The sequence below is a fragment of the Dyadobacter jejuensis genome (genome assembly GCF_003149085.1).
GTDB classification, from domain to species: Bacteria; Bacteroidota; Bacteroidia; order Cytophagales; family Spirosomataceae; genus Dyadobacter; species Dyadobacter jejuensis.
In genome coordinates this window covers 182,677-197,527 of record NZ_QGDT01000004.1, presented here as the reverse complement: position 1 = coordinate 197,527, position 14,851 = coordinate 182,677, and the positions used below count along the sequence as shown (strand labels likewise).

Sequence of the window (14,851 nt, the reverse complement as noted above, 5' to 3'; positions counted from 1 at the left end):
GATGAAAAAAATAGGATACGGTTATAGGCTCATGGGAACTTCCATCAATAGGACTTCGGCATCTTGTGAGTGCGCAGTAAAGTCAAAAGAAGAAATATCCCATAATCCATAGCCATCACGATCGGACAATTCCTGTTGATTGATCGCGATGTTACCATTAAGAACGAAGACATATACCCCATTTCCTTCTTTTTTGAGGGTATATAGCGTCTTAAAGTCCTTATCGAAACGACCTAGGTGGAACCATGCATCCTGATAGATCCACACCCCTTCGTCGGATTCGCTTGGCGATAAAATTTGTTGAAAACGGTTGTGTCTATCGGCGATTTTCAATGTTTGTTGGTCATATCGCGGTGTCACGTTTTGCTGATTAGGAATGATCCATATCTGCAAAAACTTCACTAGACTATCTTTGCGATGATTATACTCACTGTGTTGAACGCCCGTACCAGCACTCATCACTTGGATATCGCCATGCCTTATAGTAGTTACATTCCCTATATTATCCTGATGTTCCAAAGCACCCTCCAAAGGGATGCTAACAATTTCCATGTTTCGGTGAGGATGTGCACCAAAGCCCATCCCGGCATCGACGGTGTCGTCGTTGAGCACGCGGAGTACGCCAAAATTCATACGCTCCGGATTGTAATAGCTCGAAAAACTAAAAGAATGATAACTATTCAACCATCCATGATGGGCATGGCCGCGGGTGTTGGCTCGATGTAAGACCGAATTTTCCATGATGCTTTTGCTGTTATTTGGGTTTCAAATGGTCCCGCTCCTATCTGGAGAGAACATTGCAAAATTGCATCAGTTGGGAAGCAAAAAAAATGAACTAGTTTAGGAAATTCCCTTGATCTAGTTCAACTTTTGTTGTGAAGGCGTCTCTTACGGATACGGGATAGGAATTCGGTGGTCATCCCCAGAAAAGAGGCTAAAGCATATTGGGGGACACGCCCCATAAATTTTGGAAAATTGGTTTCAAAATGTGTAAACCTTTCCTCTGCCGTGAGCGTCAGGTTCGAAATAAGCCGTCGCTGATGGGCAGCAAGGGCACGTTCGGCAATGATTCTAAAGAAAGACTCAAAGTGATGGTTGGCATTTTTGAGCTCTTGTTCCTTATGAAAATCGATCCGAAGTACCAGGCTATCTTCTAGAGCCATCACAAACATACTGGCTGGTTGTTGAAAAATATAGCTATTATAATCAGTAATCCACCAGTCGTCAATGGCAAATTCAATGGTGGATTCTTGGCCCTGATCACCTACGACAAAGGAACGAAAAGCCCCTTCCAGTACATAGTTGCGGTATTTGGCAGTAAAGCCAGGTTGTACGATATATTGCCGTTTCTTAAACCGAGCGGTCTCAAAACAACTGGCAAAATAATCGGCTTCTTCCTCTGTTATTTCAATATAACGTTGTATATAGGATTTTATAATTTCGTGAGGATTCATGAAGGAAATGCCAAGGAGAAGAAGTATGACAAAAGAGGGAAACTATCAATAAAACTCAAGAAAATATAGAAGTCCTGCGAGTAAACAGTAGCTTATAAGCAACCATTTCCTTTTCAGTTTATAGGCCTCATAATGGTGAAAATAATCGTACACCATCGAAATAGAAAATGAAACAACCATAAGCACGAAAGAAAAAACCCCACAATCGGTGCGGTAATGAGCATAAGTATGAGCGAAAGGTGCTCCCAAGGCCAAATATAAGAGCCACATACCAAAACCCAATCGGTATAGGTACAGGCTCAGCCTTTTATCGTTCTTGATGTCAAAAATATGTGCAAACATAAGCCATTCCTATTGTTTGAAATATGAAGTTACAAAATCTTATAAAAAATTACTAATAGCGCATTTATCGAATAGATATCTGTATTATTACTAAAAAATTACGGCATGAATAAAATCGGTACCTACACCCTTCTAAAAATACTCAATCTATTTTCTAACCTTTCCTGGAAATATTCTTATTGGCTTTCCGATGCACTTAAATGGATCATATTTGATGTAGTAGGCTATAGAAAGAAGGTAATTGCTCAGAATTTAAAACGCAGTTTTCCTGAAAAATCGGATGCGGCCCTTCATAAAATTGCAGAAGATTTTTACCTGCACTTTAGCGATTTACTGGTAGAGACCATTAAATTAAAGAAAATCACATCCTCAGAAATTAACGATAGGCTCCAAGGAGATATATCGATCATGGACGGCTACTTCAGAAGCAATACCAATCTTATCTATTTGATGGGGCATAGAGGGAACTGGGAGCTGGCGAACCTATTTTCCTCTCTACGCTTCAGCCATGATTGTATAGTGGTATACCGCCCCCTTCAAAACAAAGACTCTGACGAGTGGTTCCTAGACCTGCGCACCAGGTTCGGGGCCAAGCTGGTACCGATGGACGAAATCTTTAAAGAATTACAAAAGCCCAGAACTACTCCCTATTGTGTGGTATTGGCCAACGACCAATCCCCTAACCCGAAAACGGCCTTTTGGACCCAATTCCTTCATCAGGACACGGGTATTTTTAGGGGGGTAGAGGCCATGGCTCGCCGGTATGACCTTACCGTCCTGTACGCCGACTTCAGGAAGGCCCCCCACCAACGAGGCCATTACGAGGTAGAAATTACGGTAATAACAGAAAACCCAAAAGACGAACCAGTAAACGGTATATTGGAAAAACAAATCAGGTTATTGGAGCAAGATATCTGTAACCAGCCCCATAATTGGCTATGGAGCCATCGGCGTTGGAAGCATGCCCGGCCCGTGCATTTACGACCCGATCAGGTATATTCTCAGCCATCGGCAACCTAGGTCGTTTTAGAAAGCCAAGCCAGTAGTCATGAAATGAAACTAATCGATCTTAATTCGTTGTTGTGGCAAGAAAATCCCAACTTTGTGGGGGTACTCAGAGTTAAATCATCTATCAATTTACTATCTTAGGATAAGATTTTGTAACCATGGCCAGGCTTGCTAATAAAATTATATTGAAGACCTTACAAGGTATAGGTAAAAAATCATGGAAAACGATATATAGACTATCGGACTTTCTTAGTTTCACACTCAATCGGCTTTTGGGGTATCGCCGTAAGGTGGTCATGAAAAACTTACAAAACAGTCTCCCCAACTATTCCGAGTCACAGTTAAAGTCCGTTGCCGACCAGTTTTACCGAAATCTGAGCGATATTATGTTGGAATCATTGAAGCTCCAGAGTATCAGCAAATCGGAACTCCTCGAACGGGTTAGTCTAGATACCTCCCTCTTCGACAAATACTATGAGCAAAAAAAGAACTTAGTGGTCGTTTTGGGTCATTTAGGAAACTGGGAAATCGCCAACCTATTTGCGGCAGTAAGGCTTTCACATCAGGTAGTGGTGGTATATCACCAGTTGGCCAACCAAACGATGGATAGATGGTTATACGAATTGCGCTCTCGTTTTGGAAGTGAAATGATCCCTATGCGACAGGCCATGATACAAGCCACCGCACCAAGAGAAAAACCATTCTTGTTCTTTTTGGTCAACGACCAGTCGCCCAACCCAAACAAGGCTTATTGGACTCAATTTCTCAATCAGGAAACAGGGGTCTTTCGAGGTGTAGAGAATATTGCCAGACTTTTGAATGCTCCGGTTCTTTACTGTGCGATCATGCGAAAACCCAAAAAAAGAGGTTATTATGACATAAAAGTGGAAGAGATTACCGAAAACCCTCAAGAGCTTGAGCAAAATGCCATTATTGAGAAACAGATCAAGCTTTTGGAAAGGGACATAAAAACACAACCCGACAACTGGCTATGGAGTCATAAGCGTTGGAAACATGCCAAACCTAGGCCACTACAAACGAATGAAACCCTCGACCATAACCAACAAAATGAAGCCTCGTAAATTCCTTATCCTTCGTTTTTCGTCTATTGGCGACATCGTGCTCACCACTCCCGTGGTCAGATGCTTAAAGTTACAGCATCCCAACGCCGAAGTACATTACCTGACTAAGGAAAAGTTTGGCTTCTTGCTTGCCAACAACCCTTATGTCGATAAGGTCATAACCCTGTCGAAACCATTGGGCGAATTACTCAAAGAATTAAAAAAGGAAAACTACGATGGCATTATAGACTTGCACCGAAACATCCGAACCCTGCGGATCAAGCTCGCACTACAGGTGCAAGACTTCAATTTCAATAAGTTGAATGTCCAAAAATTTCTGATGACTAATTTTAAAATCAACAGAATGCCATCCGTACACATTGTGGATCGATACCTGGCGACACTGTCTACATTCAATATTATTAACGACCAAAAAGGACTCGATTATTTTATTCCACCTAGCGATGAAATCGACCCGGTAACCCTTCCACAGTCGTACCAAAAGGGCTATGTGGCCTTCGCTATTGGCGGCCAGCATGCCACAAAAAAATTACCCTTGCCTCGACTCATTGAGCTCTGTAAAAAAATAAACTTCCCAATCCTACTATTAGGAGGGCCTGAAGATAGTGCCGTTGGTACAGAAATAGAAAAAACACTAGGCGCCGACCTGGCTTTAAATACTTGCGGACAGTATAGCTTTAACCAATCGGCCTCGCTGATCCGACAGGCCCATGTGGTGTTCACCCACGATACGGGATTAATGCACGTGGCAGCGGCATTTAAGAAACGAACGTATTCCGTTTGGGGCAACACAGTCCCTGCCTTCGGTATGTATCCCTACCTGACATCCTATGAGGTCATCGAGAACAACAACCTCTCCTGTAGGCCCTGCTCCAAAATTGGCTATAATAAATGCCCCAAGGGTCATTTTAAATGCATGACGGAGTCTTCGTTTGACTTCCCAATGCCTGAACTACCTCAAGCCAATTGATGTTGGTAAGCTTGAGAATCCATTAATTAGTATTTGCTGTTTTCAATAAGATATGAACAAAAAGATCAATATAGGACTCGTACAAATGAGTTGCTCGGCCGAGGTAGCATCCAACCAGGAAAAAGCCATAGTAAAAATTAGAGAGGCTGCTGCTCAAGGGGCCCAGGTCATATGCTTACAGGAGCTTTATAAATCCTTGTATTTCTGCGATGTAGAGGATCACCACAACTTCGAGCTAGCCGAGCAGATCCCCGGTCCTACCACCGACAGCCTGGGGGCATTGGCCAAAGAGCTCGGTGTAGTCATTATCGCCTCATTATTCGAAAAAAGAGCGCAAGGACTATATCATAACACGACGGCCGTTCTCGATGCCGATGGAGCCTATTTGGGCAAATACCGAAAAATGCATATTCCTGACGACCCTGGTTATTATGAGAAATTCTATTTCACCCCCGGAGATGCCCAGGATACCGAGACAGATACGAGTGGGTACCGCATCTTTGACACCAAATTTGCCAAGATAGGGGTATTAATTTGTTGGGATCAGTGGTATCCGGAAGCGGCCAGAATCACCAGTTTGATGGGGGCCGAAATTCTCTTTTACCCTACGGCCATCGGCTGGGACACCAATGAAACCGATCCCGTGATCAACGAGGAACAATATGGCGCTTGGCAGACCATCCAACGCGGCCACGCCGTAGCCAATGGCGTATATGTCGTGGCTGTAAACCGAGTGGGGCGTGAGGCCGATCAGCTATTTTGGGGAGGTTCTTTCATTGCCAACCCGCAAGGACGACTGCTTTACCTGGCTCCACACGACCAAGAAGTGGTGCATACGGAAGAACTCGACCTGGGCCGCCTAGACTATTATCGTACTACCTGGCCTTTCCTACGCGACCGACGCGTGGATAGCTATAGCCCCATTGTAAAGAGGTTTATTGACTAACCTAACTTCTTCCACCCAGCCGAAGGCCTGACGCTTTCGGCTGGAAATACAACCTCCCAGGCCAAGTTTCTTAGCCCCATAGCGCTACACTAAAACACGACGTTCCTGGCCACAAGTTGTGAATAGGCCTTCCCTTGAGCCTTCCAGCATAGCATCAGCTGGTAGGGTTGGTGTGGAATCTTATCGGGGATCTCACCCATCAGGTTCCTAAGTCCCCCCTTAACCTTTAACCATTTCCCTCCCTCCTGCCTCAAAGCAAGTAAATAGACCGTCGAATCCAAGAAATGGGGCGTTACCATTAAATAGGTATCTTCTATAGGCACCGATTCTGGCAGCTTTCGTAAGTTGATTTGCAGCATAGATTGGCGGTGTTGCTTGATCTCAGCTGGATTGGTAATTTTGGTAATGACCAGATTCTCTTTGGCCATCATCTGGACCGTATCCACTCCCCCTTGCCATTGGCGAATGTCGGCTTCCTGAAAATAGGTAGGGAAACGACAGTTGGCATAGAAAAGTGGATCGGGATCGGGCAGGTTATAGTACTGATGCAAAAACACTTTCCAATGCGTAAAATTATAGGAGTCGGCTTTGAGCCCTGCTTCCAGATAATGTACGGCTGCTTCGTATTTGAGGTAGCTGTATCCATGCATCAGCACTGAACCAAATAGAAAAGAGAATCCCAAATAATGACGCTTGTGTGACGGCATACGGCTAAGCAAAAACAAATAAAACAACACCACGATACTGACCGAGTAGATCTGGAATCGTATGGCGACCATATTACCCATGCTATCCATATGCCGCCCAATGGCGATCATGGCCGCACTGGCCAATACCCTAAGAAAGGCTACCTCAACGAAATCGAACTGCAGAAGCCCTCTTAAATAGGCAGTAGGTGTAACTACGACAGGCCGTCTCCAAAACTTAATAGCAATATAAACCAACCAAATAATCGCTCCTCCCGCTATAGACAGCCCCAAGGCATGGGTGTCGGAAAGCACTTTGGCCAAAGAGCCGGTCATGGCCAAGAAACTCTTAGCTAAGGAAACCCAATAACCTTCCGAGGGCGCCATGGCACTTGTCTGACTGTAGCTGAAATTTTGAAAATAAATAAGACAATAGCTCAGTGAAAAAAGGAAATAGTAACCCGCCTCCCTCCTTCTTCCCTGCAAAAGCAGCCATAGAAATGCCAGAGGGAGTGTGGATATTCCGTCCAAATTGGTGAGGGTGGCCGCTATGCTTAGTGGAATACTAAGAGCCCACCAATTTCTTTTGCTTGGCTGTAAAAAGTATAAACTAAATATTGAAAAAGCAATAGAAAGGGTATATTGATAGGCCGTAATACTCCAAAGATGGACCTGATATACGATTGGCGAAAAGAGAAGAATGGTAATGGGTAAAAAATACAGATACCTTCGCTCTACGGATTTGAAGACCCGATAAAATGCTAGGCCCAGTAATATCAAATTGGAATAGCCCAGCAATATGGTCCATCGAAAATCGATAAAACCGGTAATCCAGTAAGGCAATAACGCACCTAACCTCGAAAATACGACCCTATGGTCATTTTGTTGGCGAACCAAAAGTGATAATAAAGCTTTAAAACCTGTCCGGCTCAAATTGACCACTTCCACCAAATCGGCATCGTCCATATAAGGCATATTGACGGCATGCCTCCAAATATAGACAAAGAAAGCCACTACAGGGCTCCATACCAGCCATCTTAACACGCTCGACTCGTGATTCTTCCAATTCATGACACTTTATTTTACCATTTATAGCCAGACTATTCTAACCCATAAATAAGATCAAAAAGCATCATAAAAGAAAAGAACAATTACAGAAGTTAGTAAGCGGCAATAACTAACTTAAGACAAATCATATCCTAATAGGTAAAACAAACCAGTAGAACCTACAAGTAAGACTACGAAATATCGGATTAAAAGTACCGCAAATGAAAGAAATATCAGGAGTTCACCAGTCGTATCACGTTTTTAATATTTAGCTCTATGATATCAGTCATGCTGTCGCAACGGTAATAATTAGCATCCTGACTGTACACCGCTAAGCCATTGCGAAGTTCCTCAATATTTTCGGGAGTAGATATATTATCCTTCTTAGATACATCCCTAAGTTCTTTTAAGCGATGCTTCTCACTCCTCGCTTGGTACATGATCGACGACTGTTCTTCCTGCTGGTACTGCAGCACCGTTTTGTCGGTAAGGTGCTTCATAGCCAGTTGAACATAGGGCAAGTTCTCTTTAAAAAACTGAGGCATATACACCTTTAGATTGCCTTCATAAAACTGCTGATCAAAATCGATGGCACGTAGATGAAACTGAAAGTCGTCGAAATCCGGCGTAATTTGCATCACGAAATTATAGGCTCTCATATCGCCCAAAAGGGTGATTTTACACCTTTCATTGAATTTGACGAATTCCTTGGCTATCCGGATGGGGTTATAATCGGTGTCGGACAGGCGGGTCTTGGCGAAGACATCACCGGGAATCCCGGCAATATGCTCCTCAATCAGGGTGGGGCCATCCACCAGATAGTTCACTTGGTTTGGTGAAAAAATCTCCTCGAGTTCTAGGCCATAAATACGAGAAGCATCGGCTTTTTTAACGTAAAAATAGTCATATACATCGTTCAGGCGATTCACGATCCGCACTCTAAAAGGATTGGAATTCCCAAAAGTGCAATAGTCGATCCTGTCTATGTATTTATGCTGAACGATTCGCAGGTTGCCGGAGGCCTTCAGGAGCGCATAGGCGACTTTCAGGCCTTGATGAATCCTTTCTATCTCATGGGGTGGATACAAGGGGCTCTCCCAAAAAGTATCGTTGCCCGACTTATCCATCACAGGAAAGGACTCATGAAAGTTCAACAAATCTTTATAGCCAATGGGCAGCCGCGCATCTCTTTGATAAAAACGCAAGTACTTTCGTAATTCGGCACTGATCGGATAAATCGGCTTCTTTTTGGCTATGGTAACATCCCCTACTTCCATGACTTTTCAATTATGATTTGGCTACGGAATGTAATCAATTTTTATTTAAAACATAAATACAGCTGCCTCCAGGCCAAATTTTAGACCAAGAAAAGCGGGTCCTTCCATTTTATTTCTTTTACAATTCTACAAATCGTAACTTCAACCTTATGAATACGCCGTCTATCTCCGAAGGACCACATACACCCATAAGCCCCTTGCTGGGACTTGTAGCTTGTGGGGGATTGAGCAGCCGAATGAAACAGGATAAAAGTGGGCTGGTATATCATCAAAAATGCCAACGCCAACATGTTTTTGATATTCTTCAAAAGTGTTGTGATACGGTATATTATAGTTGTAACGAGGCGCAAAAGTCTAAATTTGAAATAGAAGCGCCTGTCGTGGTCGACGCCCCCGAGTACCAAAACCATGGGCCTATTGCGGCGGTACTTACAGCCTATCGGCATTTCCCCGATTATTCTATACTTCTAGTGGGCTGCGACTACCCTTACTTGACTTTACAGGATCTTGAAAACTTCATCGATTTTACCAAAAGAAACGAGTCCCCTGCTGCCTTTTATAACGACCAAGGATTTTATGAACCATTATTAGGCTATTACCCTAGCTCCTTCTATGACAAGGCTGTAAAACAAGAACAAAAGGGTCTATATTCTTTACAGCGGTTACTAGCTCAAAATTCGGCGAGGCAATATAGGCCCCTCAACCCACAAATAATGACCAGTATAGACACTCCAGAGGGATTCGAAAGAGTTCGCTCTATCCTAAAAAGCTTATAATATGGAAGACACTGCGACCATACTTCATTCCATTGTCAAATACAAGGGCACTCAACCGACTGACTTAGAAGATATTTTGGCCATTGAGGAGCCATTGGAAATTAAGATCAAACATCCCGAGGAGGGGCCTGGCGAAACGCATACGCTGGCCGTGACGATGAGAACCCCCGGAGAGGATGAAGCCCTAGCCTTAGGTTTTTTATTTACCGAAGGCATCATAACCTCCCCACAGCAGGTCGACTACGTAGAGGCTCCATTTTGGACTCCAAATAGCATTACGGTTCACCTACAAAAAGGAGCCACGATAAAAATGCCAGACCAAAAAAGAAATTTTTATACCACTTCTAGTTGTGGAGTTTGTGGCAAGGCCAGTATAGAAGCCATCAAAACCGTGTCCAGTTTTGTAATAAACCGGCATACCGCTCCTGTTGGTATGGACGTCATCTATGGCCTTATGGACAGCCTTCATCACCAGCAAAGCGTATTTTCGACAACCGGTGGACTTCACGCCTCGGCGTTATTCACTACCGATGGCACCTTGGCCTATCTATGTGAAGATGTGGGCCGGCACAACGCCCTGGACAAAGCGATAGGGAAGGCCCTTCAGGGGGAACTTCTCCCCTTGAAAGATAATATTCTTTTGCTCAGTGGACGAGCTAGTTTCGAACTGCTTCAGAAGGCCAATATGGCGGGGATACCCATAGTAGTGGCACTTGGAGCCCCCTCTAGCTTGGCGGTACAGACGGCCCAAAGTTTTGGTATTACCTTGATTGGCTTCCTTAAAACCCATAGCTTTAATATTTATACCTTTCCAGAAAGAATCAAATAAACCTAAAGTCTTAAGTTTGACTTTTAATCATCATACCCCTTATGAAAATTAGAATTTTCGACAATTCGGTACGGATAAGACTTTCCAAAAAGGAAGTAGCTCAATTGAGTGAAACAGGTTATCTGGAAAGTCGCACCCTTTTTGGTACGGGCGAGCTCATCTACGCAATTGCCCAACACCCTAGCCAGGATACCTTGTCGGCCCGTTTCGTCGACCAGAAAATAACCATAGAGGTCCCTGTCGACTTTTTGAATACCTGGCCCACCAACGACGTCGTCGGCATGAACGCCAACCAGCCTCTGCCCGACGGGCAAAATTTATATATATTGATAGAAAAGGATTTTAAATGCCTGGACAATACCTCAGAAGATCAATCCGATAATTACGAAAACCCCAATAGTACTTGTTAGGGCCTCGCCAAACGAAAAGAATATGTCTGAATCTAAAAACCAAATACCGGAAGCAGAAAACCCCTTGGCGCTGACCGGACTCAAGAAAGGAGCTATCAAAAAGGTGGCAGCAGGTATTCCCGCCGTAGTATCGAGCTTTCAAAAAACTGTTGAAGAGGCTGGACTATCCCGTGGCATGAAGGCACTCTGGAGCCTCAACAAGAAAGGAGGGTTCGACTGCCCTAGCTGTGCCTGGCCCGACCCCGACGATGAGCGTTCGGGAATAGCGGAATATTGCGAAAATGGCGCAAGGGCCGTAGCCGACGAGGCAACGGCCAAAAAACTAACTCCTGATTTCTTCGAAAAAAATTCGGTAGAAAGCCTTTCAAAGCTATCGGATTATGAAATTGGACTAAAAGGCCGGATTGCCCAGCCGATGTACCTGCCTTCGGGAGCTACGCATTATAAGGCCATAAGCTGGGAGTCGGCCTTCAAAAAAATCGGTTTCGCACTTAATACGCTTAAATCTCCGGAAGAAGCGATTTTCTACACCTCAGGCCGCACGAGCAATGAGGCAGCATTTCTCTATCAATTATTTGTAAGGGCCTATGGCACCAACAACCTTCCCGACTGCAGTAATATGTGTCATGAAAGCAGTGGCGTAGCCTTGGGCGATTCGCTGGGCATAGGAAAAGGATCGGTGACCCTGGACGATTTTAATGAAGCCGAAGTCATTGTGATCCTAGGCCAAAACCCCGGCACCAACCACCCGCGCATGCTCACGGCCCTGCAAAAGGCCAAGGCACGAGGAGCACAAATCGTTTCCATAAACCCCCTTCCTGAAACCGGCCTCATGGGATTTAACAATCCGCAAACCATTCGCGGAGTATTAGGGCTAAAACCCGAATTAACGGATCTGTTTCTTCCGGTCAAAATCAATGGCGACCTGGCCCTTTTACAGGCTACGGCCAAGCTCCTCTTGGAACAAGAAAGACTGGCGCCAGGTACCGTGTTTGACCCCGAATTCATAAACCAAAACACTGAAGGATACCAGGCTTGGATGCAAAACATCGATGGAGTCGACGTGGCTTCCTACGCCGAAATGGCGGGATTGAGCCTTTTGGAAGTGGAAAAATTCGCCAAGGTCCTACAGTCCAAAAAGAAAATTATTACCTGCTGGGCCATGGGCCTCACCCAACACAAAAATGCCGTTGACACCATCAAAGAAGTCATCAACTTGCTGCTGGTAAAGGGCAGTATAGGTAAGCCAGGTGCAGGAACCTGCCCAGTTCGCGGCCATAGCAACGTACAAGGCGACAGAACGATGGGCATATACGAAAAACCTTCAAAAGCATTCCTGGACTCCATCCAGCGCACCTTCGGCTTTGAGCCTCCCCGAGCTCATGGTTACGACACCGTCGATAGCATCAAGGCCATGCACGAAGGGAAGGCATCGGTTTTTATTGCCATGGGAGGCAACTTCCTCTCGGCCACCCCCGACACCCTGTACACTGCCGAAGCACTCCGCAACTGTACGTTGACGGTCCATGTGTCGACCAAACTCAATCGCAGCCATTTGGTACACGGGCAGGAGGCATTGATATTACCCTGCTTAGGGCGTAGCGATAAGGATGCTACCGGGATAGGCGACCAGTTCGTTTCCTGCGAAAACTCCATGGGCGTGGTCCAACTTTCAAAAGGGGTATTGGCACCCATCTCCGATCAGCTCATGAGCGAACCGGCCATCGTCTGTGGCATCGCCAAGGCTACTCTTTCTAAAAAGACCATCGATTGGAATCGCTATGTGGAGGACTATGACGTGATTAGGGAAGATATTGCCAAATGCATAACCGGTTTCGAAAATTACAACGAAAAAGTAAGGCTGCCGGGAGGCTTCTACCTTCCCAATTGCACCCGTGATGGCCGTTTTGATACCCCGACCGCCAAAGCCAAGTTCCACGTAGCGAAGCCAACTCAGTCGGCGCTGGCTCCCGGTGAGCTTATGATGATGACCATCCGGAGTCACGACCAGTACAACACGACGATCTACGGACTAAACGACCGATACCGGGGGATTTATAACGAACGGCGCGTAGTGCTCCTGAATAAAACGGATATGGATGACCAAGGCCTGGCCGAAGGCGACCTTGTGGACCTGATCAATCAAGCGGATGGCCGTACCCGAACGGCTCATCGGTTTGTTGTAGTCAGCTATCCTATTCCAAAAGGCTGCTGTGCTACCTATTTCCCCGAAGCCAACGTACTGGTGCCCATCGGGAGCGTAGCCGACCATAGCAACACACCCGTTTCTAAAAATGTGATTATTACCCTGGCCAAGGCATAAATAGGCTTCCACCCGCACCAGTTTCAGTAAAAGTTAACGGATGGGTAAACAAAAAAATTAATCAATAGCCTAAGTTTGTTATTTAAACCAAATCCGCTAAAAGACAGATGAAGAAAATAATAGTATTAGCCCTCATAGCCGGCCTGATGTCCCAGTCGGCGGCTTTTTCACAAGGTCATAAAATGGAATCAAAAACCAAGGTAATAGCACATAGAGGGGCTTGGAAAAATACCCAGGTCCCCGAAAACTCCCTGGCAGCTTTACAAGCAGCCATCAAAATGAAGTGTTATGGCAGTGAGTTTGACGTCCATATGTCTGCCGATTCGGTGTTGTACGTCCACCATGACCACGATATAAAAGGCACCGACATCGAAACCAATAATTCCACGGATCTCGATAAAATACAACTGAGCAACGGCGAACCCCTCCCCCGGCTCGAAAGCTATTTGAAGGCTGGCAAAAAGCAAAAAAGAACCCGACTGGTATTAGAAATCAAAGCCTCTAAGCAGAGTAAAGAGCATTCTCTGGCTTTGGCAAAAAAATGTGTGGAGTTGGTAGAGCGCCTTAAAGTGGAGGCTATAACCGACTATATCAGCTTCGACTATGACGTATGTTTATTGGTAAAAAAAATAAACCCTAAAGCCGAGGTGCTATATTTATCGGGAGATAAATCTCCAGAGGTTATTAAGGCTTCTGGGCTCGATGGGGTAGACTATCACTATTCTGCCTTTAAGAAAAACCCGACCTGGATTGCAGAATTCAAACAATTGGGTCTTATCACAAACGCATGGACCGTCAACGATAAGTCGACCATGAAGGACCTTATGGATCAAGGCCTGGACTATATGACGACCAATGAGCCGGAACTTCTTTTTGAGCTTTTAAAGTAAAATCAGGTAAAGGCATTAAAGATAGAGGTTACTTAATTTCAGTGAGAAGGTCGCTAGAAATTAAGTAACCTCTTCTATTTTATAACTTTCCTCCTGCTGATTTCCTAAGACGATTCTTTTAAATAATGATACGTTTTTAATTAACCAAAATCAATAAACGGTTTTCAAGAGCTCTATACCAAGGTTTCCATCTCAAATTCTGAAACTATTTGACCATTCCTTTGAATCATTTTCGCCCATGGTCTTCACCTTGGTTTACCATCAAAAGATTTGTATCAAAACGAACTTCTAGCCACGGCGCAAAGGCTTACAACCGTTTGTTAAGGAAAGCCATTTTAATAAAATCGGTTGCCACTTGCATCCTTAATTCTTCTGAAATTAGCTTTTTTTAATAATGAATCCTTTATTTTTAAGGTCAATTGCTTTTCAGCAACGATGGCTTTTAGTTCTCGGTTTTCACGTAAGATCCGCTGCATTTCAGCATCTTTATCCGAGCGTGTTCCAAGTGTTAAACCCGCCTCGCCGTTCTCCGTATAAAGAGCATCCCACTTATAAATACTGGTAGAAGACACCACAAACTCAACCGAGGTAGTGCTTAAACCTTTCTCGCGATAGATATGGATAATCTCCAATTCTTGTTGCTGATTCTAGCTCTTACGGTGCTTGCTCCTAGAACATAGATTTAAACATAGTAAACATAAATTTGTGTCCAGTAATTTATCAGGCTTTTACCACCATACCCCCACCTATTGTCTATAATAATAAAGCACCAAAGAGTCCGCTTGATAATTTAGATATTTAAAGAAAAAAT

15 protein-coding genes are annotated in these 14,851 nt (G+C 44.5%); 9 read left to right on the top strand and 6 right to left on the bottom strand.

All coding sequences use genetic code 11. The features are described 5' to 3' along the window. Positions 1 to 21: 21 nt before the first annotated feature. From CLV98_RS10050 to CLV98_RS10040, 3 genes are all read right to left on the bottom strand, one after another. Positions 22 to 741 carry a pirin family protein gene (locus CLV98_RS10050; protein WP_109674184.1) on the bottom strand — a complete coding sequence of 240 codons (720 nt, stop codon included), beginning with the start codon at positions 739 to 741 and terminating at the stop codon, positions 22 to 24. Between the two features lie 122 nt (positions 742 to 863). After that, positions 864 to 1,454, bottom strand: coding sequence for a Crp/Fnr family transcriptional regulator (locus CLV98_RS10045; protein ID WP_109674183.1), 591 nt, complete (start codon positions 1,452 to 1,454; stop codon positions 864 to 866). Positions 1,455 to 1,499: 45 nt separating this feature from the next. Then, on the bottom strand, positions 1,500 to 1,796 hold the full coding sequence (locus CLV98_RS10040) for a hypothetical protein (protein WP_109674182.1): 297 nt from the start codon (positions 1,794 to 1,796) through the stop codon (positions 1,500 to 1,502). 105 nt (positions 1,797 to 1,901) lie between these two features. On the opposite strand from CLV98_RS10040, the gene CLV98_RS10035 reads away from it, so the two are divergent. The 4 genes from CLV98_RS10035 (at position 1,902) to CLV98_RS10020 (ending at position 5,802) form a co-directional block, all read left to right on the top strand. After that, a complete protein-coding gene (locus CLV98_RS10035) occupies positions 1,902 to 2,816 on the top strand; it encodes a lysophospholipid acyltransferase family protein (protein ID WP_109674181.1) in 915 nt (304 codons plus the stop codon). 146 nt (positions 2,817 to 2,962) lie between these two features. Next, positions 2,963 to 3,886 (top strand): lysophospholipid acyltransferase family protein, encoded by a 924-nt coding sequence (locus CLV98_RS10030; protein ID WP_109674180.1) that lies wholly within the window; start codon positions 2,963 to 2,965, stop codon positions 3,884 to 3,886. After that, positions 3,873 to 4,856, top strand: a complete 984-nt coding sequence (locus CLV98_RS10025) for a glycosyltransferase family 9 protein (protein WP_109674179.1) — start codon at positions 3,873 to 3,875, stop codon at positions 4,854 to 4,856. The genes CLV98_RS10030 and CLV98_RS10025 overlap by 14 nt, the downstream gene beginning before the upstream one ends. 52 nt (positions 4,857 to 4,908) lie before the next feature. Further along, entirely contained in the window at positions 4,909 to 5,802 is an 894-nt protein-coding gene (locus CLV98_RS10020; RefSeq protein ID WP_109674178.1) for a carbon-nitrogen hydrolase, read from the top strand. A gap of 89 nt (positions 5,803 to 5,891) precedes the next feature. On the opposite strand, the gene CLV98_RS10015 is transcribed toward CLV98_RS10020, so the two are convergent. Then, a complete protein-coding gene (locus CLV98_RS10015; RefSeq protein WP_109674177.1) occupies positions 5,892 to 7,559 on the bottom strand; it encodes a hypothetical protein in 1,668 nt (555 codons plus the stop codon). A gap of 209 nt (positions 7,560 to 7,768) precedes the next feature. Beyond that, on the bottom strand, positions 7,769 to 8,812 hold the full coding sequence (locus tag CLV98_RS10010) for a hypothetical protein (protein WP_109674176.1): 1,044 nt from the start codon (positions 8,810 to 8,812) through the stop codon (positions 7,769 to 7,771). Between the two features lie 149 nt (positions 8,813 to 8,961). Here CLV98_RS10010 and CLV98_RS10005 point away from each other — a divergent pair, with 149 nt between their 5' ends. The 5 genes from CLV98_RS10005 to CLV98_RS09985 all read left to right on the top strand — a co-directional run bounded on the left by CLV98_RS10005 (position 8,962) and on the right by CLV98_RS09985 (position 14,040). Continuing rightward, complete coding sequence (locus CLV98_RS10005; RefSeq protein WP_109674175.1) at positions 8,962 to 9,588, top strand: molybdenum cofactor guanylyltransferase; 627 nt, start codon at positions 8,962 to 8,964, stop codon at positions 9,586 to 9,588. A 1-nt stretch (position 9,589) separates the two neighbouring features. Beyond that, the gene (gene fdhD, locus CLV98_RS10000; protein ID WP_109674174.1) at positions 9,590 to 10,417 is read left to right on the top strand and encodes a formate dehydrogenase accessory sulfurtransferase FdhD; all 828 of its coding nucleotides are present in this window, start codon (positions 9,590 to 9,592) and stop codon (positions 10,415 to 10,417) included. Between the two features lie 41 nt (positions 10,418 to 10,458). Continuing rightward, a complete protein-coding gene (locus CLV98_RS09995) occupies positions 10,459 to 10,827 on the top strand; it encodes a DUF7009 family protein (protein WP_109674173.1) in 369 nt (122 codons plus the stop codon). A 22-nt stretch (positions 10,828 to 10,849) separates the two neighbouring features. Then, entirely contained in the window at positions 10,850 to 13,150 is a 2,301-nt protein-coding gene (locus CLV98_RS09990) for an FdhF/YdeP family oxidoreductase (protein WP_109674172.1), read from the top strand. Between the two features lie 107 nt (positions 13,151 to 13,257). Further along, positions 13,258 to 14,040, top strand: coding sequence for a glycerophosphodiester phosphodiesterase (locus CLV98_RS09985; protein ID WP_109674171.1), 783 nt, complete (start codon positions 13,258 to 13,260; stop codon positions 14,038 to 14,040). 335 nt (positions 14,041 to 14,375) lie between these two features. Here CLV98_RS09985 and CLV98_RS09980 read toward each other — a convergent pair whose 3' ends face one another. After that, a complete protein-coding gene (locus CLV98_RS09980) occupies positions 14,376 to 14,672 on the bottom strand; it encodes a transposase (RefSeq protein WP_109674170.1) in 297 nt (98 codons plus the stop codon). Between the last annotated feature and the right edge of the window lie 179 nt (positions 14,673 to 14,851).